The following is a 21,575-nucleotide window of genomic DNA, read 5'->3' on the forward strand; positions in this document are numbered from 1 at the left end:
TCCCACATTTGACTGTATTCACAAATAGACATGTGTAAACCAAGCCCAGTGTGGGAGGGGGCTTGCCCCCGATAGCGGTCGCCCAGTCGGCACAAACAAAAACGGCCTCCGCTAGGGGAGGCCGTCTTCGGTGCAACTCAGCGATGCTTACTTGCGATTTTCCAGCTGGGTGATGTCACGCGACTCGTAGCCGGTGTACAGCTGGCGCGGACGGCCAATCTTGTACGGGCTGGAGAGCATTTCTTTCCAGTGGGAGATCCAGCCCACGGTCCGCGCCAGGGCGAAGATCACGGTGAACATGCTGGTTGGAATGCCGATCGCCTTGAGGATGATCCCCGAGTAGAAGTCGACGTTCGGGTACAGCGAGCGTTCGATGAAGTACGGGTCGGTCAGGGCGATCTCTTCCAGGCGCATGGCCAGTTCGAGTTGCGGGTCGTTCTTGATGCCCAGTTCCTTCAACACTTCGTCGCAGGTCTGCTTCATCACGGTGGCGCGCGGGTCGCGGTTCTTGTAGACCCGGTGACCGAAGCCCATCAGCTTGAACGGATCGTTCTTGTCCTTGGCCTTGGCGATGAACTTGTCGATGTTGGACACATCGCCGATTTCATCGAGCATGGTCAATACCGCTTCGTTCGCACCGCCGTGGGCAGGGCCCCACAGTGCGGCGATACCGGCGGCGATACAGGCGAACGGGTTGGCACCCGAAGAACCGGCCAGGCGTACGGTGGAGGTAGAGGCGTTCTGCTCGTGGTCGGCGTGGAGGATGAAGATCCGGTCCATGGCCTTGGCCAGCGTCGGGCTGATCGGTTTGATCTCGCACGGCGTGTTGAACATCATGTGCAGGAAGTTTTCCGCGTACGTCAGGTCGTTGCGCGGATACATCATGGGTTGGCCCATGGAGTACTTGTAGACCATGGCGGCCAGGGTCGGCATCTTGGCAACCAGGCGGATCGCGGAGATTTCGCGATGCTGCGGGTTATTGATGTCGAGGGAGTCGTGATAGAAGGCCGACAGGGCGCCGACCACACCGCACATGACGGCCATCGGGTGGGCGTCGCGACGGAAGCCGTTGAAGAAGGTCTTCAACTGCTCGTGGACCATGGTGTGGTTCTTCACGGTGCTGACGAACTGGGCTTTCTGCTCGGCTGTTGGCAGTTCGCCATTTAGCAGCAGGTAGCAGGTTTCCAGGTAGTCCGATTTCTCGGCCAGTTGCTCGATCGGGTAGCCGCGATGCAGCAAAATGCCATTATCGCCATCGATATAGGTGATCTTCGACTCGCAAGAGGCGGTCGACATGAAGCCTGGGTCGAATGTGAAACGGCCCGTGGCCGTCAGGCCCCGTACGTCGATAACATCGGGACCAACGGTGCCGGTTAAAATGGGCAGCTCGACGGGGGCTGCGCCCTCGATGATCAACTGCGCTTTTTTGTCAGCCATGTGGCCTCCTATTTATGCTTCAAATCATCAGACAGACCCCCCACGCAGGGCCCGCACCACTATATTGATATAAATCCAGATGTCAATTTGCCTAAAGTCTTGCACCAGAAGGCTTTAACCGTACTTTTTCCTCGAAATTGCCTGCCATTTACGCCTTTTATTCCCCCAGCGCAATCCGCTATTAGGGTGAGGAGTGCGCGTTGTCATTAGTAACCTAACTGTCTATACTCGGCCACCGACCGCCAAGGGCTTTTGGGCTTGCTTTCATTGGGGGTCGCACTCCCTGGGTGGTGCTTACCTGACCAGTCGCACTCCCCAACAACTTTGCCCTGATTGTTAGGGGCTCTTCAGTGTGAAAAAAAGCCGTGAATAGCCAACGACCTGTAAACCTAGACCTAAGGACCATCAAACTCCCCATCACCGGCGTTACGTCGTTCCTGCACCGTGTTTCCGGCATCATCCTGTTCCTGGGCTTGGGCATCATGCTTTATGCATTGAGCAAATCCCTGGGTTCCGAGGAAGGATACGCCGAGGTGAAGGCATGCTTGACCAGCCCGCTGGCCAAGTTCGTAGCATGGGGCCTCCTGTCCGCTCTGCTGTATCACCTGGTAGCCGGTGTGCGCCACTTGATCATGGACATGGGCATCGGTGAGACGCTGGAAGGCGGCCGCCTGGGCTCGAAAATCATCATCGCCATTTCCGTGGTGCTGATCGTTCTGGCAGGAGTTTGGATATGGTAACCAGCGTTACGAATCTGTCGCGTTCGGGCCTCTATGACTGGATGGCACAGCGTGTGTCTGCGGTCGTTCTCGCGGCTTATTTCATTTTCCTGATCGGATACCTCGTCGCAAATCCGGGCATTGGCTATGAGCAATGGCACGGCCTGTTTTCCCACAATGCGATGCGAATCTTCAGTCTGCTGGCCCTTGTTGCCCTGGGCGCACACGCCTGGGTAGGCATGTGGACCATCGCGACCGACTACCTGACGCCGATGGCGCTGGGCAAGTCCGCGACTGCAGTACGTTTCCTCTTCCAGGCAGTCTGCGGCGTCGCGATGTTCGCTTACTTCGTCTGGGGTGTGCAGATTCTTTGGGGTATCTGATTCATGGCTAACATTCCAACTATTTCATTCGACGCCATCATTATTGGTGGCGGCGGCGCTGGCATGCGCGCTGCGCTGCAGCTGGCCCAGGGCGGTCACAAGACTGCCGTGATCACCAAGGTGTTCCCGACCCGTTCCCACACTGTATCGGCCCAGGGTGGCATCACCTGCGCCATCGCCTCCGCCGACCCGAACGATGACTGGCGCTGGCACATGTACGATACCGTCAAGGGTTCCGACTACATCGGTGACCAGGACGCGATCGAATACATGTGTCAGGAAGGCCCGGCTGCAGTGTTCGAGCTGGACCACATGGGTCTGCCGTTCTCCCGTACCGAGCAAGGCCGTATCTACCAGCGTCCGTTCGGCGGCCAGTCGAAGGATTACGGCAAAGGCGGGCAGGCTGCCCGTACCTGCGCCGCGTCCGACCGTACCGGTCACGCGCTGCTGCACACCCTTTACCAGGGCAACCTGAAGGCCGGTACCACGTTCCTGAACGAGTACTATGCCGTTGATCTGGTCAAGAACGCACAAGGCGAGTTCGTCGGTGTGATCGCGATCTGCATCGAAACCGGTGAAACCACCTACATCCGCGCCAAGGCTACCGTGCTGGCGACCGGCGGTGCAGGTCGTATCTACGCGTCCACCACCAATGCCCTGATCAACACCGGTGACGGCGTCGGCATGGCACTGCGTGCGGGCGTGCCGGTACAAGACATCGAAATGTGGCAGTTCCACCCGACCGGTATCGCCGGCGCTGGCGTACTGGTGACCGAAGGTTGCCGTGGTGAAGGTGGCTACCTGATCAACAAGCACGGCGAGCGTTTCATGGAGCGTTATGCGCCGAACGCGAAAGACCTTGCTGGTCGTGACGTTGTGGCCCGTTCGATGGTTAAAGAGATCATCGCCGGCAACGGCTGTGGCCCGAATGGCGACCACGTACTGCTGAAACTCGATCACCTGGGCGAAGAAGTACTGCACAGCCGCCTGCCAGGTATCTGCGAGCTGTCCAAGACCTTTGCTCACGTTGACCCGGTGGTTGCTCCGGTTCCGGTTGTCCCGACTTGCCACTATATGATGGGCGGCGTGCCGACCAACATCCATGGCCAGGCGATCACCCAGAATGCCGAGGGCGAGGACGAGATCATCCACGGTCTGTTCGCCGTAGGCGAAGTGGCGTGCGTATCGGTGCACGGTGCCAACCGCCTGGGTGGCAACTCGCTGCTCGACCTGGTGGTCTTCGGCCGTGCTGCCGGCCTGCACCTGGAAAAAGCGCTGACCGACGGCATCGAATACGATGACGCGACCGACGCCAACATCGAGGCTGCCCTGGCCCGTCTGAACGCTCTGAACGAGCGTACCGATGGCGAAGACGTGGCAACCCTGCGTCGCGAGCTGCAAAACTGCATGCAGAACTACTTCGGTGTATTCCGTACCGGCGAATACATGCAGAAGGGTATTGCCCAGCTGGCCGATCTGCGCAAGCGCATCGCCAACGTCAAGATCAACGATAAGAGCCAGGCGTTCAACACTGCTCGTATCGAAGCCCTTGAACTGCAGAACCTGCTGGAAGTGGCCGAAGCGACTGCCATCGCTGCCGAGGTTCGCAAGGAATCCCGTGGTGCCCACGCCCGTGAAGACTTTGAAGATCGCGACGACGAAAACTGGTTGTGCCATACCCTGTACTTCCCGGGTGACAAGCGCGTAACCAAGCGTGCCGTGAACTTCTCGCCGAAGACGGTTCCGACGTTTGAACCGAAGATTCGGACTTACTAAGGGTGGCTGCCATGTTGAAAGTCAGTGTTTATCGCTACAACCCTGATCAGGACGCTGCGCCGTTCATGCAGGAATTCCAGGTCGATACCGGTGGTAAAGACCTGATGGTGCTGGATGTACTGGCACTGATCAAAGAGCAGGACGAAGGTTTCTCCTATCGTCGCTCTTGCCGTGAAGGTGTATGCGGTTCCGACGGCATGAACATCAACGGCAAAAACGGCCTGGCGTGCATCACGCCGCTGTCCGCTGTGGTCAAAGGCAACAAGCTGATCGTTCGTCCTCTGCCAGGTTTGCCGGTTATCCGTGACCTGGTCGTCGATATGAGCATCTTCTACAAGCAATACGAGAAAGTTAAGCCGTTCCTGCAGAACGACACGCCGGCTCCGGCCATCGAGCGTCTGCAGTCCCCGGAAGAGCGCGAGAAGCTCGACGGTCTGTACGAGTGCATCCTGTGCGCTTGCTGCTCGACGTCGTGCCCGTCCTTCTGGTGGAACCCGGACAAGTTCCTGGGCCCAGCTGCACTGCTGCAAGCGTACCGCTTCCTGGCAGACAGCCGTGACACCAAGACGTCCGAGCGTCTGGCTTCGCTGGATGACCCGTTCAGCGTATTCCGCTGCCGCGGGATCATGAACTGCGTCAACGTATGTCCCAAAGGCCTGAACCCGACTAAGGCCATTGGTCACATCCGTAACATGCTGCTGCAGAGCGGCGTGTAACTGACGTTGTAGTAAAAGCAGGACCGTTGTGCCCGTAAATGCTACGGCGCAGGCTTCAACCGGCGCCGTAGTTTTAACTTGAGCAGCGACTTACAAAGCCGCGGCTCTTATTTTGAAGAAATGAGACAAGCAGGGGCATTCGGGTTGGTACCCGAACTATCAGCGTGATCCTAAGTGGCTTGTTTTGGTCGCTGCACTTGGCCTTTTGCAAGCAAACTCGGTGTTTTCGCCGGTGGTGTCCCCAAATCGAGGGTGACCAAGCATGCAAGAAAGCGTGATGCAGCGCATGTGGAACAGCGGCTATCTTTCAGGTGGTAACGCTGCCTATGTGGAAGAGCTTTATGAGCTCTACCTGCACGACCCTAACGCTGTGCCAGAAGAATGGCGCACCAAATTTCAGACGTTGTCTTCAGACGGCAACGCTGCCACCGATGTATCGCACGCAACAATTCGCGATCAGTTTGTGCTGCTGGCAAAGAACCAGCGCCGCGCCCAACCGGTTTCCGCCGGCAGCGTGAGCAGTGAGCACGAGAAGAAGCAAGTTGAAGTATTGCGACTGATCCAGGCCTACCGGATGCGCGGCCACCAGGCGGCCCAGCTTGACCCGCTGGGGCTCTGGCAGCGTCCTGCACCTGCAGACCTGTCGATCAATCATTACGGCTTGACCAATGCCGATCTTGATACGACCTTCCGTGCCGGCGACCTGTTCATCGGCAAAGAGGAAGCGAGCCTACGCGAAATTCACGAAGCGTTGCAGCAGACATATTGCCGCACCATCGGCGCTGAGTTCACGCACATCACCGATTCCGAGCAACGCCACTGGTTCCAGCATCGCCTGGAAGGTGTGCGTGGCCGTCCGGTGCTGTCCGCCGATGTACGCAGCCACCTGCTCGAGCGCGTCACCGCTGCCGAAGGCCTGGAAAAATACCTGGGTACCAAATACCCGGGCACCAAGCGTTTCGGCCTGGAAGGCGGCGAAAGCCTGATCCCGATGCTCGACGAGCTGATCCAGCGTTCCGGTTCCTACGGCACCAAGGAAATCGTGATCGGCATGGCCCACCGTGGTCGCCTGAACGTGTTGGTCAACACCTTCGGCAAGAACCCGCGCGAGCTGTTCGACGAGTTCGAAGGCAAGAAGAAGGTCGAGCTGGGCTCCGGTGACGTTAAATACCACCAAGGCTTCTCGTCCAACGTGATGACCACCGGCGGTGAAGTTCACCTGGCCATGGCCTTCAACCCATCCCACCTGGAAATCGTTTCTCCAGTGGTCGAGGGGTCGGTGCGTGCCCGCCAGGATCGTCGCAACGACACCACGGGTGAAAAGGTCCTGCCGATTTCCATCCACGGTGACGCGGCATTCGCCGGTCAAGGCGTGGTCCTGGAAACCTTCCAGATGTCGCAGACCCGCGGCTTCAAGACCGGCGGTACCGTTCACATCGTCATCAACAACCAGGTTGGCTTCACCATCAGCAACCCGCTGGATGCGCGCTCCACCGAGTACGCGACCGATGTTGCCAAGATGATTCAGGCGCCGATCCTCCATGTGAATGGGGATGATCCGGAAGCCGTGCTGTTCGTGACCCAACTGGCTGTCGACTACCGCATGCAGTTCAAGCGTGACGTGGTGATCGACCTGGTTTGTTACCGCCGTCGCGGTCACAACGAAGCCGACGAACCAAGCGGCACCCAGCCGCTGATGTACCAGCAGATCACCAAGCAGCGCACTACCCGTGAGCTGTATGCCGAGAGCCTGATCAAGGCCGGTGTGGTTGACGATGCGCGTGTTCAGGCGAAAGTCGACGAATACCGCAACGCGCTGGACAACGGTCTGCATGTAGTGAAGAGCCTGGTCAAAGAGCCGAACAAAGAGCTGTTCGTCGACTGGCGCCCATACCTGGGCCACGCCTGGACGGCGCGTCACGACACCTCGTTCGACCTGAAGACCTTGCAGGAACTGTCCGCCAAGCTGCTGGAAATCCCGGAAGGCTTCGTGGTGCAGCGCCAGGTTGCGAAGATCTACGAAGACCGTCAGAAGATGCAAGCCGGCGGCCTGCCGATCAACTGGGGTTACGCCGAAACCATGGCGTACGCGACCCTGGCGTTCGAAGGTCACCCGATCCGCATGACCGGCCAGGACATCGGCCGTGGTACGTTCTCGCACCGTCACGCGGTCCTGCACAACCAGAAAGACGCCAGTACCTACGTTCCGTTGAAGCACCTGTACGAAGGCCAGCCACGTTTCGACCTGTACGACTCGTTCCTGTCCGAAGAAGCCGTGCTGGCGTTCGAATACGGTTACTCGACCACCACGCCGAACGCGCTGGTGATCTGGGAAGCCCAGTTCGGTGACTTCGCCAACGGTGCCCAAGTGGTTATCGACCAGTTCATCACCAGCGGCGAGCACAAGTGGGGTCGCCTGTGCGGTCTGACCATGCTGTTGCCACATGGTTATGAAGGCCAGGGTCCTGAGCATTCCTCGGCCCGTCTGGAGCGTTACCTGCAGCTGTGCGCCGAGCACAACATCCAGGTGTGCGTGCCGACAACCCCGGCCCAGATCTACCACTTGCTGCGTCGCCAGGTGATCCGCCCGCTGCGCAAGCCGCTGGTAGTGCTGACACCGAAGTCGCTGCTGCGTCATAAATTGGCCATCTCGACCCTGGAAGATCTGGCGGATGGTTCGTTCCAGACCGTTATTCCAGAAATCGACGCGCTGGATGCGGCCAAGGTGACTCGCCTGGTCCTGTGCAGCGGCAAGGTCTACTACGACCTGCTGGAAAAACGTCGTGCCGAAGGCCGCGAAGACATCGCCATCGTGCGTATCGAGCAGCTTTACCCGTTCCCGGAAGACGACCTGATGGAGGCCATCGCGCCTTACACCAACCTCACTAACGTAGTGTGGTGCCAGGAAGAACCGATGAACCAGGGCGCTTGGTACAGCAGCCAGCATCACCTGCGTCGCAGCATCGGCAACCACAACAAGGCCCTGGGCCTGGAATATGCCGGCCGTGATGCTTCCGCTGCACCTGCGTGTGGTTATGCGTCGATGCACGCCGAGCAGCAGGAAAAACTGCTGCAAGATGCTTTCACTGTTTAACGCCTTCGCGCTGACTGAAACCGAATTTTAAGGACCCACAGATAATGGCTATCGAAATCAAAGCCCCGTCATTCCCGGAATCGGTTGCCGATGGCACCGTTGCCACCTGGCACAAGAAACCAGGCGACGCTGTAAAGCGTGACGACCTGATCGTCGACATCGAGACCGACAAAGTCGTGCTGGAAGTGTTGGCCGAAGCTGACGGCGTGCTGGGCGCAATCGTTGCCGAAGAAGGCGCTACCGTTCTGTCGAACCAGGTGCTGGGCTCGATCGAAGAGGGCAGTGCTGCTGCCGCTGCGCCTGCTGCTGCACCGGCCGCCGCCGCTGCGCCTGCTGCCGCTCCGGCTGCTGGCGCTGAAGACCCGATCGCTGCACCGGCTGCTCGTCAGCTGGCTGAAGAGAACGGCATCAACCTGGCTTCCGTCAAAGGCACCGGCAAAGACGGCCGTGTGACCAAGGAAGACGTGGTTGCGGCTGTTGAAGCCAAGAAAAACGCTCCGGCTGCCGCACCTGCCAAGGCTGCTGCCCCGGCTGCCGCTGCGCCTGTGTTCGCTGCCGGCGACCGCACCGAGAAGCGCGTACCGATGACCCGCGTACGTGCCACCGTGGCCAAGCGTCTGGTTGAAGCCCAGTCGAACATGGCGATGCTGACCACCTTCAACGAAGTCGACATGACCGAAGTCATGGCGCTGCGCTCGAAGTACAAGGATCTGTTCGAGAAGTCCCACAACGGCGTGCGCCTGGGCTTCATGTCGTTCTTCGTGAAAGCGGCCACCGAAGCGCTGAAACGCTTCCCGGCAGTCAACGCTTCCATCGACGGCAACGACATCGTTTACCATGGCTACGCAGACATCGGCGTTGCCGTGTCCAGCGACCGTGGCCTGGTGGTTCCGGTACTGCGTAACGCCGAACTGATGAGCCTGGCTGAAATCGAAGGCGGCATCGCCACCTTCGGCAAGAAAGCCCGTGACGGCAAGCTGACCATCGACGAGATGACCGGCGGTACCTTCACCATCACCAACGGTGGTACCTTCGGTTCGATGATGTCGACCCCGATCGTCAACCCGCCGCAAGCCGCGATCCTGGGCATGCACAACATCATCCAGCGTCCGATGGCCATCAACGGCCAAGTCGTGATCCGCCCGATGATGTACCTGGCGCTGTCGTACGATCACCGCCTGATCGATGGTAAAGAAGCCGTGACTTTCCTGGTGACCATCAAGAACCTGCTGGAAGACCCGGCTCGTCTGTTGCTGGATATCTGATTGAAGCAGCTGCAAGTTGCGAGCTACAAGCTGTACGAAAAAGCAGCTTGGCTTGCAGCTTGCGGCTAAAAGCTTGTCGCAAATAGAGGATCTATTTTCATGACACAGAAATTTGACGTCGTAGTGATTGGTGCAGGTCCTGGCGGCTACGTTGCCGCGATCAAGGCCGCACAACTGGGCCTCTCGACTGCTTGCATCGAAAAATACACCGACAAGGAAGGCAAACTGGCGCTGGGCGGTACTTGCCTGAACGTCGGTTGCATTCCTTCCAAGGCGCTGCTGGACAGCTCCTGGAAATTCCACGAAGCCCAGGATGGCTTCGCGATCCACGGCATCAACCATGCTGGCGTGACCATGGACGTACCGGCGATGGTCGGTCGTAAAGCCAACATCGTCAAGGGCCTGACTTCCGGCGTTGCCACCTTGTTCAAGGCCAACGGCGTCACTTCCCTGCAAGGCCACGGCAAGCTGCTGGCTGGCAAGAAAGTTGAAATCACCAAGCCAGACGGCTCGACCGAAATCATCGAAGCCGAAAACGTGATCCTGGCTCCAGGTTCGCGTCCAATCGACATTCCGCCTGCTCCAGTCGACAACAACGTGATCGTTGATTCGACCGGCGCCCTGGAATTCCAGGCTGTGCCTAAGCGCCTGGGCGTGATCGGCGCCGGCGTGATCGGTCTGGAGCTGGGTTCGGTGTGGTCCCGCCTCGGTGCTGAAGTGACCGTGCTGGAAGCCCTGGACACGTTCCTGCTGGCTGCCGACACCGCCGTTTCCAAGGAAGCGCTGAAAACCCTGACCAAACAAGGTCTGGACATCAAGCTGGGCGCTCGCGTCACCGGCTCGAAAGTCAACGGCGAAGAAGTTGTCGTCAACTACACCGACAAGGATGGCGAAAAAACCATCACTTTCGACAAGCTGATCGTAGCCGTGGGTCGCCGTCCAGTGACCACCGACCTGCTGGCTGCCGACAGTGGCGTGAACATCGACGAGCGTGGTTTCATCCACGTTGACGATCACTGCGCGACCACCGTGCCGGGCGTCTACGCCATCGGCGACGTGGTTCGCGGCATGATGCTGGCGCACAAGGCTTCCGAAGAGGGCATCATGGTTGTCGAGCGCATCAAGGGTCACAAAACCCAGATGAACTACGACCTGATCCCATCGGTTATCTACACCCACCCGGAAATTGCATGGGTCGGCAAGAACGAACAGCAGTTGAAAGCTGAAGGCGTTGAAGTTAACGTCGGCACCTTCCCGTTTGCCGCTTCTGGCCGTGCCATGGCAGCCAACGACACCGGTGGTTTTGTCAAAGTCATCGCTGATGCCAAGACTGACCGCGTATTGGGCGTCCACGTGATTGGCCCGAGCGCTGCAGAACTGGTTCAGCAAGGCGCGATCGGTATGGAATTCGGCACCAGTGCCGAGGACCTGGGCATGATGGTCTTCTCCCATCCGACCCTGTCCGAAGCGTTGCACGAAGCAGCGTTGGCAGTGAATGGCGGCGCCATCCACATCGCCAACCGCAAGAAGCGCTAAGCGAGATAATAAGAAACCACGGCGGAGTTGCCCGTCGTGAGCCTTGCGCGCAAGACTCACCGCGGAATATCCGCTGGACGCAGCCTTGCGCAGCTTTACGGGCCTTGAGCCCCGCAAGTTGCGCAAGCAGCAGTCACAGGTGGCGCGGCACTCATAATGAGCGCAGCGCCGAATGCGCAGTACCTAACGAAGACGGTAAAAAGCATGAATCTTCACGAGTATCAGGGTAAGCAGCTGTTCGCTGAATACGGCCTGCCAGTTTCCAAGGGCTACGCAGTAGACACCCCGGAAGCAGCAGCAGAAGCTTGCGACAAAATCGGCGGCAGCGAGTGGGTTGTCAAAGCCCAGGTCCACGCCGGTGGTCGCGGTAAAGCGGGCGGCGTTAAGCTGGTTCGCAGCAAAGAAGACGCCAAGGCCTTCGCACAGCAGTGGCTGGGCAAGCGTCTGGTGACTTACCAGACTGATGCCAATGGCCAGCCAGTCACCAAGATCCTGGTTGAATCGTGCACTGATATCGCTAAAGAGCTGTACCTGGGCGCTGTCGTTGACCGTTCGAGCCGTCGCATCGTGTTCATGGCTTCCACCGAAGGTGGCGTGGACATCGAGAAGATCGCTCACGAAACCCCAGAAAAAATTCTGAAAGCCACCATCGACCCACTGGTTGGCGCTCAGCCATTCCAGGGGCGCGAGCTGGCTTTCCAGCTGGGCCTGGAAGGCAAGCAAGTTGCCCAGTTCGCCAAGATCTTCGTGGGTCTGGCCAAACTGTTCCAGGATCACGATCTGGCCCTGCTGGAAGTGAACCCGCTGGTGATCAAGGCTGACGGCGATCTGCACTGCCTGGACGCCAAGATCAACATCGACGCCAACGCCATGTACCGTCAGCCTAAGCTGAAGACTTTCCACGATCCGTCGCAAGACGATCCGCGCGAAGCGCACGCTGCCAAGTTCGAACTGAACTACGTAGCCCTGGAAGGCAACATCGGCTGCATGGTCAACGGTGCTGGCCTGGCCATGGGTACCATGGACATCGTCAACCTGCATGGCGGCAAACCAGCCAACTTCCTCGACGTGGGCGGTGGTGCTACCAAAGAACGCGTGACCGAAGCCTTCAAGATCATCCTGTCCGACTCCAACGTCGCAGCAGTACTGGTCAACATCTTCGGCGGCATCGTTCGTTGCGACATGATTGCCGAAGGCATCATCGGTGCAGTGAAAGAAGTCGGCGTTAAAATCCCGGTTGTTGTTCGCCTTGAAGGTAACAACGCTGAACTGGGCGCTAAAGTACTGGCAGAAAGCGGTTTGAACATCATCGCGGCTACCAGCCTGACCGACGCTGCTCAACAAGTTGTCAAAGCTGCGGAGGGCAAATAATGAGCGTCCTGATCAATAAAGACACCAAAGTTATCTGCCAGGGTATTACCGGTTCGCAAGGTAGTTTCCACACCCAGCAAGCCATCGAATACGGCACCAAGATGGTTGGCGGCGTAACTCCGGGCAAAGGCGGCACCGAGCACCTGGGCCTGCCAGTGTTCAACACCGTGAAAGACGCTGTAGCGGCCACTGGCGCCACCGCCAGCGTGATCTACGTTCCAGCTCCTTTCTGCAAGGACTCCATCCTGGAAGCGGCATTCGGCGGCATCAAGCTGATCGTCTGCATCACCGAAGGCATTCCTACCCTGGACATGCTGGACGCTAAAGTTAAGTGCGACGAGCTGGGCGTGGTCCTGATCGGCCCTAACTGCCCAGGCGTGATCACTCCAGGCGAATGCAAGATCGGCATCATGCCTGGTCACATTCACTTGCCAGGCAAGGTCGGTATCGTTTCCCGTTCCGGCACCCTGACCTACGAAGCTGTGAAGCAGACCACTGACGCCGGTTTCGGTCAGTCGACTTGCGTCGGCATCGGCGGTGACCCGATCCCGGGCTCCAACTTCATCGACATCCTGAAGCTGTTCCAGGAAGACCCGAAGACCGAAGCGATCGTGATGATCGGTGAGATCGGCGGTTCGGCTGAAGAAGAAGCGGCTGCCTACATCAAGGCACACGTGACCAAGCCGGTTGTTTCCTACATCGCTGGTGTGACTGCCCCTGCGGGCAAGCGCATGGGCCATGCTGGCGCAATCATCTCTGGCGGCAAAGGCACTGCAGACGAGAAATTCGCTGCGCTGCAAGACGCGGGCGTTAAAACCGTGCGTTCGCTGGCAGACATCGGCAAGGCCCTGGCCGAGCTGACCGGTTGGGCTGTCAAGTAAGCCTCGCGCTTAGCTGACGCTTCACCACACAAAGGTCACCTTCGGGTGGCCTTTGTGCTTTCCGGGGTTTAATAAAGATCAAAATGTGGGAGGGGGCTTGCCCCCGATTGCAGTGGGTCCGTCAATAAATACAGTGACTGACACGCCGCCATCGGGGGCAAGCCCCCTCCCACATTTGCCTGTATTGCCAAATTAGGTATGAAAATGCGACATGCAGATGTCGCTTATCGGACAGTCCGCCCCGCAACAGTGCGTTCGTCAGCCAATTTCTGTAACCTAGCCGCCTCTTTATGCGTGCGCATCCCAAAAGGAAGCCTCGCGCTAGACCGGTCGGCCGCCATAAGGGCTGGCAGCATTTCCCTCATCCACAGGGAATCCCTCTCTAAATTCCGATTCAGTAGTGTGGTATTTCCTCAAATGAAAGTGTTGAAAAGCCAGGACATCCTGGCGCTGGGCTTTATGACTTTTGCCCTGTTCGTGGGCGCCGGCAATATCATCTTCCCGCCTATCGTTGGACTGCAGTCGGGGCCTCACGTCTGGATGGCAGCGCTGGGCTTCCTGATCACCGCAGTCGGCTTGCCGGTGGTCACCGTGATCGCCCTGGCCAAGGTCGGTGGTGGCATGGACGCGTTGAGCAGCCCGATCGGCAAGATCGCCGGTGGCCTGCTCGCGGCGGCGGCGTATCTGGCGGTAGGGCCGCTGTTCGCCACCCCGCGTACCGCGACCGTGTCCTTCGAAGTGGGCCTGGCGCCGTTGACCGGTGAAAGCCCGCTGGCGCTGTTCCTCTATAGCTCGGTGTACTTCCTCGTGGTGTTCTTTGTCTCCCTGTACCCAGGTCGGCTGCTGGACACCGTGGGGCGTTTCCTGGCGCCGCTGAAGATCATCGCCCTGGCCATTCTCGGCATCGCCGCGTTTGCCTTGCCGGCCGGTGATGTGGGCGTCGCTACCCCGGAATATGTCGCCGCACCGTTTTCCCAAGGCTTTATCCAGGGTTACCTGACCATGGATACCCTGGGCGCCCTGGTGTTTGGCATCGTGATCGTCAATGCCATCCGCTCCCGTGGCGTCGAGTCGCCCAAGCTGATCACCCGTTACGCCATCATTGCGGGCTTGATTGCCGGCGTGGGCCTGGCCCTGGTGTACTTCAGCCTGTTTCGCCTGGGTTCGGGCAGCCATGCAGTGGCTGCCGGTGCCACGAACGGTGCTGCGGTGCTGCACGCCTATGTGCAACACACCTTCGGCTCCCTGGGCAGTGGCTTCCTGGCCGTGCTGATCTCCCTGGCGTGCCTGGTGACCGCGGTAGGCCTGACCTGTGCCTGCGCCGAGTACTTCAGCAAGATCCTGCCGCTGTCCTACAAGACCCTGGTGGTGATCCTGGCGCTGTTCTCGTTGTTCGTCTCGAACCTGGGCCTGACCAAGCTGATTGCCTTCTCGATCCCGGTGCTGACCGCGATCTATCCGCCGTGCATCGTGCTGGTGGCGCTGAGTTTCTGCAAAGACTTCTGGCAGGAGCAGGGCCGTATCGTTGGCCCGGTAATGCTGGTGTCGTTCATCTTTGGCTGCATCGATGCGCTCAAGGGCGCTGGCCTGGCGGGCTGGATGCCTTCGCAATTGGCCAACCTGCCATTGAGCGAGCAGGGCCTGGCGTGGTTGGTGCCGTCAGTGATGACACTGGTCGTGGCGTTCGGGGTCGATCGCATGCTCGGCAAGCGCAGCGAAGCTATCGCATAACCCACGTTTCTCGCTGTACTGAAATGCCCCGTATCAATCGATACGGGGCATTTTTTATGGGTGAACGGCAGTGTCTTTTTATGTGCGCTAACGTCGAACTGACGCAAATACTTTTCAGCCCTCATTCTGCAAAGGACCCGCATGTCGTTCATCGAAACCAATCAGATCCACCTGCTTGCCGCCCTATGGTTCGCCCTTTGCTGGGGTGGCTATACCCGGTACGCCATTTGGAAGGCCCGCGACACGGCCTGCCTCGCCAGCGTGCTGCACCTGTACCGCGAAGACTGGATGCGCCGTATGCTGCTGCGCGACAACCGCATCGCCGACGCCAGTGTGATCGGCAACCTGGAGCGCAACGCTTCGTTCTTCGCCTCCAGCACGTTGATCATCCTCGCCGGCATTCTCACGGTGTTGGGTGCTTCAGAGCGGGCGGTGTCGTTGCTGGCGGACATACCGATGGTGCAACAAGCATCCCAAGGCATGTCGGAGATCAAGCTGCTGTGCCTGGCGCTGGTGTTCGTCTATGCGTTCTTTACGTTCAGTTGGTGCATGCGTCAGTACAACTTCGCGGCGGTGCTGGTCGGCTCGGCGCCGATGATCGGCGAGCGGGATGTGTCGGAGCAGGAGCGCAAGGCATTTGCTCTGCGTGCGGCGCGAGTCATCTCCATGGCGGCCAACCAGTTCAACTTTGGCCTGCGCTCTTATTACTTCGGCATGACCATGCTGGCGTGGTTTGTCAGCCCCTGGCTATTCATGTTGATGAGCGCCGGGGTGGTGTTGGTGCTGTATCGGCGGGAGTTTCATTCCGACGTGCTGCAAGTGATGGTGTTTACCCAGACGGATACACCGCCGTCGGAACCGGTTAAAGAAGCAGTTTGATCAACCCTTCAAGTAAAAACACCAGGCAAAGTAAAGCCCGCTATCTAAGCGGGCTTCCTTTTTACAGCGAAGCTGTTACAAGCCGCGGTCTCAAGAACCGGTAGCAGGTGCTGCTTCTTTTGCGGCGGCTTGGTTCGATTCAGCCTGAGCTTTGGCAGCTTCGGCGTTTTCTTTCGCAGCGTCGTTCACTTTATCCTGAGCCTTGGCCATATCTTTCTGAGCTTGCTCAGAATGGGCTGCAGCGTCTTGGGCTTTGTCTTCGGATTTCTTGTCGCAGGCAGCCAGACCGAGGGCAGCGGCCAGCATCATGGAAATAGCTAAAGTCTTGCGCATGGGTGTTTCTCCTTATTGAAGATATCTACTGGCCTTTCGAGCATGGCGGTTCGGCATTAGTTCCTTTTATTCGGTAGATATATAAATCGCTGACTAACAGGAACTTTTGCCCTGCCGCCCATTCTGCGGATCAACACTAATAAGAGTCTGGAACGAATGAGCGAAAATCCCCTGTTAGAGCGTGCGAAGCGCTTTGTATCGGCCTTGCGCCACTGTCAGGTGCTGGGCATTACCGCTCATCAGGCCAGCGAGGAGGGCATCACGCTGATCATGCCGTATGCGCCCCATCTGGTCGGCGATCCCCAATCCGGGGTGATTCACGGTGGCGCGCTGACCTCCCTGATGGACACCGCCTGCGGCATGGCCACCCTGTGCGTATTGCCGGAGTTCGAGGTTTGTCCGACCCTCGACCTGCGCGTCGACTACACGCATCCCGCTACCCCACACAAACCGGTGTACGGCTTCGCCCAATGCTACAGGGTGACCACCGACGTGATCTTCACCCGTGGCTTCGCCTACCAGGATGACCCGCAGCAACCCATCGCCCATGTGGTTGGTACATTCATGCGCATGGGCAAGCGCCTCAAGGGCACGCAAGGACTGGGCAGCACGATCAAGGGGGAGCAGGCATGACGCACCGATTCAAGACCCGCCTGGAGCAGGCCCACGGGCGCGGCGATTACGCCGCGCTGCTCAACCTGATCCCCTACGCCAGGCTGATCGGCATCGAATGCACCCGGCTGGGGGATGAGCTGCTGTTTCGCCTGCCGGCCAACAAGGGCAATATTGGTAACCCCATATTGCCGGCGCTGCACGGCGGGGTGATCGCGGGCTTCATGGAGCTGTCGGCGGCCTTGCACCTGCTGGTGTTCACGGGCGCGCCGGGCATTCCGAAAATCATCGATTTTTCCCTGGATTACCTGCGCGCCGGCCAATTTCGCGACACTTACGCCAAATGCCAGGTATGGCGCCAGGGCCGACGGGTGGCGAATGTGGCGATCACCGCCTGGCAGAGCACCGCGGCCGAGCCCATTGCCACGGCTCGCGCGCATTTCAAGATCGAGGAACCAGGTCGCCCTTGAAATCCTGCTCTTAGCCCCCAACTTTGATGACAACCCGCCGCCAACCCTCTAGGGCGCGGCCATTGCCATCCAATTGGAGTTTGATGACCATGAGTGTGGAAACTCAAAAGGAAACCCTGGGCTTCCAGACCGAGGTGAAGCAACTGCTGCACCTCATGATCCATTCGCTGTATTCCAACAAGGAAATCTTCCTTCGCGAATTGATCTCGAACGCCTCTGACGCTGTCGACAAATTACGTTTCGAAGCCCTGTCCAAGCCTGAGTTGCTGGAAGGTGGCGCCGAACTGAAAATTCGTGTGAGCTTCGACAAGGACGCCAAGACCGTCACGATCGAAGACAACGGTATCGGCATGAGCCGTGACGATGCGGTGGCCCACCTGGGCACCATCGCCAAATCTGGCACCGCCGATTTCATGAAGAACCTCTCGGGCGACCAGAAGAAAGATTCGCACCTGATCGGCCAATTCGGCGTGGGCTTCTACTCGGCCTTCATCGTTGCCGACAAGGTTGAAGTATTCAGCCGCCGTGCCGGCCTCGACGCCAGCGAAGGCGTGCACTGGTCCTCCAAAGGCGAGGGCGAGTTCGAAATCGCCACCGTCGACAAGGCTGACCGCGGCACCCGTATCGTGCTGCACCTGAAGTCCGGTGAAAACGAATTCGCCGATGGCTGGCGCCTGCGCAATATCGTCAAGAAGTACTCCGACCACATCGCCCTGCCGATCGAACTGCCGAAAGAACAAGCGGCTGCTGAAGGCGAAGAGGTCCCTGCCCAGGAATGGGAAGTGGTCAACCGTGCCAGCGCGCTGTGGACCCGTCCGCGTACCGAGATCAAGGACGAGGAATACCAGGAGTTCTACAAGCACATCGGTCACGACTACGAAAACCCGCTGAGCTGGAGCCACAACAAGGTCGAAGGCAAGCTGGAATACAACTCGCTGCTGTACGTGCCGGCCCGTGCTCCGTTCGACCTGTACCAGCGTGAAGCGCCAAGAGGCCTGAAACTCTACGTACAGCGCGTGTTCGTGATGGACCAGGCGGAATCGTTCCTGCCGTTGTACCTGCGCTTCATCAAGGGTGTGGTCGATTCCAACGACCTGTCGCTGAACGTGTCGCGGGAAATCCTGCAGAAAGACCCGATCATCGACTCGATGAAGTCGGCGCTGACCAAGCGCGTGCTCGACATGCTGGAAAAACTGGCGAAGAACGAGCCTGAGCAATACAAGGGCTTCTGGAAAAACTTCGGCCAAGTCATGAAAGAAGGCCCGGCGGAAGACTTTGCCAACAAGGAAAAAATCGCCGGCCTGCTGCGTTTTGCTTCTACCCAGGACGACGACGGCGAGCAGGTTGTGTCCCTGGCCGAGTACCTGGCGCGCGCCAAGGAAGGTCAGGACAAGATCTACTACCTCACTGGCGAAACCTACGCCCAGGTCAAGAACAGCCCGCACCTGGAAGTCTTCCGCAAGAAAGGCATCGAAGTGCTGCTGCTGACCGACCGTATCGATGAGTGGCTGATGAGCTACCTCAACGAGTTCGACGGCAAGCCCTTTGTCGACGTGGCCCGTGGTGACCTGGACCTGGGTAATCTGGACTCCGAGGAAGAGAAGAAAGAAGCCGAAGAAGTCGCCAAGTCCAACGAGGGCCTGGTCGAGCGCATCAAGGCATCCTTGGGCGATGCTGTCAGCGAAGTGCGCGTGTCGCACCGCCTGACCGATTCCCCGGCGATCCTGGCCATCGGCGAGCAGGACCTGGGCATGCAAATGCGCCAGATCCTCGAAGCCAGCGGGCAGAAGGTTCCGGATTCCAAGCCGATCTTCGAATTCAACCCGGCTCATCCGCTGATCGAGAAACTCGATGGCGAGCAGAGCGAAGAGCGTTTTGGCGACCTGTCGCACATCCTCTTCGACCAGGCGGCCCTGGCCGCTGGCGACAGCCTGAAAGACCCGGCTGCCTATGTGCGCCGCCTGAACAAGCTGTTGGTTGAACTGTCGGTTTGACCCTGATGTAGAAAAACCCGCTTCGGCGGGTTTTTTCGTTCTAACGCACCTCAACTGGAGTAAATGATGAGCCAAGTCACTGTACGTTCCGTGGTCTATCAGATTGATGGCCAGTCCTACGAAAGCCGCCTGGCGTTCGACGCCAGTCATAAAGGCCCGCTGCCGGGGCTGTTGATGGCGCCGAACTGGATGGGGGTGAGTGCGGGTGCCGAAGAGATCGCCAAAAGCGTGGCCGGCAAGGGCTACGTGGTACTGATCGCCGACCTGTACGGGCAGACCGTACGCCCGTCGAATGGCGATGAGGCCGGCGCAGCGATGATGCCGCTGAAGAACGACCGTGCGTTGTTGAACAAGCGTATGCAGGCGGCCTTCGAGCAGTTGCAGGGACAGACCGAGGCCGTTGTCGATACGTCGAAACTGGCGACCTTTGGTTTCTGCTTCGGTGGTTGCTGCTCCCTGGAGCTGGCGCGTACCGGTGCGCCGGTCAAGGCGGCCATCTCGTTCCACGGCACCCTCGACACGCCAAACCCGGCGGACGCAAAGAACATCAAGGGCTCAGTGCTGGTGCTGCACGGCGCTTGCGACCCGCTGGTGCCGAAGGAACAACTGCCGGCGTTCGAAGATGAAATGAACGCAGCCGGCGTGGATTGGCAACTGCTGAGCTACGGCGGCGCGGTGCATTCCTTCACCGACCCCCATGCCAATGTGCCGGGCAAGATGATGTACGACGCCAAGACCGCCATACGGGCGTTCCAGTCGATGCATAACTTGCTGGATGAAGTGTTCAAGGGCTGATTTTTCAGCGCCTGTCCGGGCCTAATCGGGGTGTAGAACCCTCCCACACTTGGATGCAATCACTGATCAAATGTGGGAGGGGGCTTGCCCCCGATGGCTATCTCAATGGCAACTCAATTCTTTCAGACTCACCCGGCACCGTCGGCCAATCCCCGGCTGCCCAGCGCTGCCTGGCCTGTTCAATCACCGCCGGATCACTCGCGACAAAATTCCAATTGATCCGCCGTGGCCCATCCAGCGGCGCGCCACCAAACACCACAAGGTGGCAATCGCTCTCGGCAAACAGTGTCATCTCCTGCCCCGCGGGCAATACCACCAGGCTGTGCACTTCCAGCGCCACGCCGTCCAACTGAGCTTCACCCTCCAATACATACACCGCACGTTCTTCATGCTCTTCAGGCACCAGCAGGGTCGTAGCCGTCTGCATCCGCACCTCGGCATACAAGGTGGGCGACAGCACCGGCACCGGTGACTTGAGACAGAACCCATCCCCTGCGATCAGGCGTATCTGCACGCCCAGGTTCTCACTCACCGGCAGACTCGCCGCCGGGTGATGGCTGTAATGTCCCGGCCCGGTCTCGTGGTCTTTGGGCGAGGCCAGCCACACTTGCAGCCCGTGCAGGCTGAAACCCTCGGCCCTGAGGGCTTCGGGTGTGCGTTCGACATGAGCGATGGCACTGCCGGCGGTCATCCAGCTGACGTCGCCGGCCTGCACCACCTGGTCCGAGCCCAGGCTGTCCTTGTGCTGCAACGCGCCTTCGAACAGATAGGTGAGGGTGGACAGCCCGATATGCGGGTGTTGGCGGATATTCATGCCATCGCCCGGTGCATAGCGGGTCAGCAGCATATGGTCGAAAAACACAAAAGGCCCGACGCTGCGGCATTCGCGCGACGGCACCGGGCGCAGGATCGGTTGCCCTTCGACATCTTCGGGGCGAGGGCGGATCACGGTGAGGGTGGTCATGGTGCGTCCCAGTCTGAGCGGGTTGGATGCTGCTGAGCATAACCCGCTCGACGGGAGGTTGCCGCTATTGGCTGAAGGCGCCTTCCGACAGCTTGGTGTCGATGCTGATCTCGGCGGTAGTCATCAGCTTGTGCACCGGGCAGCGATCCGCTACGCGATGCAGCTCATCGCGTTGTTCGTCAGTGAGTACGCCCTTGAGCGTGAGCTTGACGTTGAGTCTGTATTTGCCCTTTTGTTCTTCGGTGGCGTCGTGGCTGACTTCCACGGTCACGCCGGTGAGCGGGATGTCTTTTTTCTGGGCGTAGAGCTTCACGGTCAGGGCTTTGCACGAGGCCAGGGCAGCGTCGAAGTAGTCATGGGGGGAGGGCGCCGAATCGTCACCGCCCAGCCTTTTGGGCAGGTCGGTGAACAACTCGTGGTTGTCGATGTTGAGGCTATGGCGAAAGTTGTCCTGGTTCAGGGTGTTTACGGTAACTGGCATGGCAAACCTCACAGGGTGGCAGGATGAAGGTCATGCAGTTATAGAGCATGCTGGCACTTCGGTGTTCCTTGTTTTTGCCGGATGAACCCCGGCAAGGCGTTCAGGGTCTACCCGTATCAGCCCCTATCGAGGTGTTAC

General features: G+C 59.0%; 19 protein-coding genes. 15 read left to right on the forward strand and 4 right to left on the reverse strand.

The annotated features are described in order from the left end of the window. Positions 1 to 147: 147 nt before the first annotated feature. Complete coding sequence (gene gltA, locus K5K89_RS10090) at positions 148 to 1,437, reverse strand: citrate synthase (protein ID WP_222541333.1); 1,290 nt, start codon at positions 1,435 to 1,437, stop codon at positions 148 to 150. Positions 1,438 to 1,802: 365 nt separating this feature from the next. Here gltA and sdhC point away from each other — a divergent pair, with 365 nt between their 5' ends. From sdhC to K5K89_RS10145, 11 genes are all read left to right on the forward strand, one after another. Further along, positions 1,803 to 2,177 carry a succinate dehydrogenase, cytochrome b556 subunit gene (gene sdhC, locus K5K89_RS10095; protein WP_003172804.1) on the forward strand — a complete coding sequence of 125 codons (375 nt, stop codon included), beginning with the start codon at positions 1,803 to 1,805 and terminating at the stop codon, positions 2,175 to 2,177. Beyond that, entirely contained in the window at positions 2,171 to 2,539 is a 369-nt protein-coding gene (gene sdhD, locus K5K89_RS10100; RefSeq protein WP_003172805.1) for a succinate dehydrogenase, hydrophobic membrane anchor protein, read from the forward strand. Before sdhC ends, sdhD begins: the two co-directional genes overlap by 7 nt. 3 nt (positions 2,540 to 2,542) lie before the next feature. Further along, a complete protein-coding gene (sdhA, locus tag K5K89_RS10105; protein ID WP_071489585.1) occupies positions 2,543 to 4,315 on the forward strand; it encodes a succinate dehydrogenase flavoprotein subunit in 1,773 nt (590 codons plus the stop codon). Between the two features lie 11 nt (positions 4,316 to 4,326). After that, complete coding sequence (locus tag K5K89_RS10110) at positions 4,327 to 5,031, forward strand: succinate dehydrogenase iron-sulfur subunit (RefSeq protein WP_003172807.1); 705 nt, start codon at positions 4,327 to 4,329, stop codon at positions 5,029 to 5,031. A 262-nt stretch (positions 5,032 to 5,293) separates the two neighbouring features. Then, positions 5,294 to 8,125: a 2-oxoglutarate dehydrogenase E1 component gene (locus tag K5K89_RS10115; protein ID WP_071489584.1), complete on the forward strand. Its 2,832-nt coding sequence runs from the start codon at positions 5,294 to 5,296 to the stop codon at positions 8,123 to 8,125. 44 nt (positions 8,126 to 8,169) lie between these two features. After that, on the forward strand, positions 8,170 to 9,390 hold the full coding sequence (gene odhB / locus K5K89_RS10120; protein ID WP_071489583.1) for a 2-oxoglutarate dehydrogenase complex dihydrolipoyllysine-residue succinyltransferase: 1,221 nt from the start codon (positions 8,170 to 8,172) through the stop codon (positions 9,388 to 9,390). A 99-nt stretch (positions 9,391 to 9,489) separates the two neighbouring features. Continuing rightward, complete coding sequence (gene lpdA / locus K5K89_RS10125) at positions 9,490 to 10,926, forward strand: dihydrolipoyl dehydrogenase (protein WP_071489582.1); 1,437 nt, start codon at positions 9,490 to 9,492, stop codon at positions 10,924 to 10,926. A 204-nt stretch (positions 10,927 to 11,130) separates the two neighbouring features. Then, the gene (gene sucC / locus K5K89_RS10130; RefSeq protein ID WP_003190011.1) at positions 11,131 to 12,297 is read left to right on the forward strand and encodes an ADP-forming succinate--CoA ligase subunit beta; all 1,167 of its coding nucleotides are present in this window, start codon (positions 11,131 to 11,133) and stop codon (positions 12,295 to 12,297) included. Then, positions 12,297 to 13,178, forward strand: a complete 882-nt coding sequence (gene sucD / locus K5K89_RS10135) for a succinate--CoA ligase subunit alpha (RefSeq protein ID WP_003172813.1) — start codon at positions 12,297 to 12,299, stop codon at positions 13,176 to 13,178. The genes sucC and sucD overlap by 1 nt, the downstream gene beginning before the upstream one ends. A gap of 417 nt (positions 13,179 to 13,595) precedes the next feature. Next, the gene (gene brnQ, locus K5K89_RS10140; protein WP_092247841.1) at positions 13,596 to 14,909 is read left to right on the forward strand and encodes a branched-chain amino acid transport system II carrier protein; all 1,314 of its coding nucleotides are present in this window, start codon (positions 13,596 to 13,598) and stop codon (positions 14,907 to 14,909) included. Between the two features lie 141 nt (positions 14,910 to 15,050). Beyond that, a complete protein-coding gene (locus K5K89_RS10145; protein ID WP_071489580.1) occupies positions 15,051 to 15,788 on the forward strand; it encodes a DUF599 domain-containing protein in 738 nt (245 codons plus the stop codon). Between the two features lie 90 nt (positions 15,789 to 15,878). On the opposite strand, the gene K5K89_RS10150 is transcribed toward K5K89_RS10145, so the two are convergent. After that, positions 15,879 to 16,121, reverse strand: coding sequence for a hypothetical protein (locus K5K89_RS10150; RefSeq protein ID WP_058427885.1), 243 nt, complete (start codon positions 16,119 to 16,121; stop codon positions 15,879 to 15,881). A gap of 156 nt (positions 16,122 to 16,277) precedes the next feature. Between K5K89_RS10150 and K5K89_RS10155 the strand changes: the two genes are divergently transcribed. The 4 genes from K5K89_RS10155 (at position 16,278) to K5K89_RS10170 (ending at position 19,992) form a co-directional block, all read left to right on the forward strand. After that, the gene (locus K5K89_RS10155) at positions 16,278 to 16,754 is read left to right on the forward strand and encodes a PaaI family thioesterase (RefSeq protein ID WP_222541334.1); all 477 of its coding nucleotides are present in this window, start codon (positions 16,278 to 16,280) and stop codon (positions 16,752 to 16,754) included. Continuing rightward, a complete protein-coding gene (locus tag K5K89_RS10160) occupies positions 16,751 to 17,203 on the forward strand; it encodes a PaaI family thioesterase (RefSeq protein WP_222541335.1) in 453 nt (150 codons plus the stop codon). The genes K5K89_RS10155 and K5K89_RS10160 overlap by 4 nt, the downstream gene beginning before the upstream one ends. Positions 17,204 to 17,292: 89 nt before the next feature. Continuing rightward, complete coding sequence (htpG, locus tag K5K89_RS10165; protein WP_222541336.1) at positions 17,293 to 19,197, forward strand: molecular chaperone HtpG; 1,905 nt, start codon at positions 17,293 to 17,295, stop codon at positions 19,195 to 19,197. A gap of 66 nt (positions 19,198 to 19,263) precedes the next feature. After that, complete coding sequence (locus tag K5K89_RS10170) at positions 19,264 to 19,992, forward strand: dienelactone hydrolase family protein (RefSeq protein WP_222541337.1); 729 nt, start codon at positions 19,264 to 19,266, stop codon at positions 19,990 to 19,992. Between the two features lie 97 nt (positions 19,993 to 20,089). Here K5K89_RS10170 and K5K89_RS10175 read toward each other — a convergent pair whose 3' ends face one another. Beyond that, on the reverse strand, positions 20,090 to 20,956 hold the full coding sequence (locus K5K89_RS10175) for a pirin family protein (RefSeq protein ID WP_222541338.1): 867 nt from the start codon (positions 20,954 to 20,956) through the stop codon (positions 20,090 to 20,092). Between the two features lie 64 nt (positions 20,957 to 21,020). Further along, entirely contained in the window at positions 21,021 to 21,437 is a 417-nt protein-coding gene (locus K5K89_RS10180; RefSeq protein WP_071489575.1) for an OsmC family protein, read from the reverse strand. Positions 21,438 to 21,575: the final 138 nt, after the last annotated feature.

The sequence above is a fragment of the Pseudomonas sp. DR208 genome (genome assembly GCF_019823005.1).
Classification (GTDB): Bacteria; Pseudomonadota; Gammaproteobacteria; order Pseudomonadales; family Pseudomonadaceae; genus Aquipseudomonas; species Aquipseudomonas extremorientalis.

What these genes read in the sequence shown, in the direction of transcription:
- K5K89_RS10160 (WP_222541335.1), top strand. Translation starts at nt 16,751, where the DNA reads ATGACGCACCGATTCAAGACCCGCCTGGAGCAGGCCCACGGGCGCGGC.
- sucC (WP_003190011.1), top strand. Translation starts at nt 11,131, where the DNA reads ATGAATCTTCACGAGTATCAGGGTAAGCAGCTGTTCGCTGAATACGGC.
- sdhA (WP_071489585.1), top strand. Translation starts at nt 2,543, where the DNA reads ATGGCTAACATTCCAACTATTTCATTCGACGCCATCATTATTGGTGGC.
- K5K89_RS10175 (WP_222541338.1), bottom strand. Translation starts at nt 20,956, where the DNA reads ATGACCACCCTCACCGTGATCCGCCCTCGCCCCGAAGATGTCGAAGGG.
- gltA (WP_222541333.1), bottom strand. Translation starts at nt 1,437, where the DNA reads ATGGCTGACAAAAAAGCGCAGTTGATCATCGAGGGCGCAGCCCCCGTC.
- K5K89_RS10145 (WP_071489580.1), top strand. Translation starts at nt 15,051, where the DNA reads ATGTCGTTCATCGAAACCAATCAGATCCACCTGCTTGCCGCCCTATGG.
- lpdA (WP_071489582.1), top strand. Translation starts at nt 9,490, where the DNA reads ATGACACAGAAATTTGACGTCGTAGTGATTGGTGCAGGTCCTGGCGGC.
- sucD (WP_003172813.1), top strand. Translation starts at nt 12,297, where the DNA reads ATGAGCGTCCTGATCAATAAAGACACCAAAGTTATCTGCCAGGGTATT.
- htpG (WP_222541336.1), top strand. Translation starts at nt 17,293, where the DNA reads ATGAGTGTGGAAACTCAAAAGGAAACCCTGGGCTTCCAGACCGAGGTG.
- sdhD (WP_003172805.1), top strand. Translation starts at nt 2,171, where the DNA reads ATGGTAACCAGCGTTACGAATCTGTCGCGTTCGGGCCTCTATGACTGG.
- K5K89_RS10170 (WP_222541337.1), top strand. Translation starts at nt 19,264, where the DNA reads ATGAGCCAAGTCACTGTACGTTCCGTGGTCTATCAGATTGATGGCCAG.
- K5K89_RS10115 (WP_071489584.1), top strand. Translation starts at nt 5,294, where the DNA reads ATGCAAGAAAGCGTGATGCAGCGCATGTGGAACAGCGGCTATCTTTCA.
- K5K89_RS10155 (WP_222541334.1), top strand. Translation starts at nt 16,278, where the DNA reads ATGAGCGAAAATCCCCTGTTAGAGCGTGCGAAGCGCTTTGTATCGGCC.
- K5K89_RS10180 (WP_071489575.1), bottom strand. Translation starts at nt 21,437, where the DNA reads ATGCCAGTTACCGTAAACACCCTGAACCAGGACAACTTTCGCCATAGC.
- odhB (WP_071489583.1), top strand. Translation starts at nt 8,170, where the DNA reads ATGGCTATCGAAATCAAAGCCCCGTCATTCCCGGAATCGGTTGCCGAT.
- K5K89_RS10110 (WP_003172807.1), top strand. Translation starts at nt 4,327, where the DNA reads ATGTTGAAAGTCAGTGTTTATCGCTACAACCCTGATCAGGACGCTGCG.
- brnQ (WP_092247841.1), top strand. Translation starts at nt 13,596, where the DNA reads ATGAAAGTGTTGAAAAGCCAGGACATCCTGGCGCTGGGCTTTATGACT.
- K5K89_RS10150 (WP_058427885.1), bottom strand. Translation starts at nt 16,121, where the DNA reads ATGCGCAAGACTTTAGCTATTTCCATGATGCTGGCCGCTGCCCTCGGT.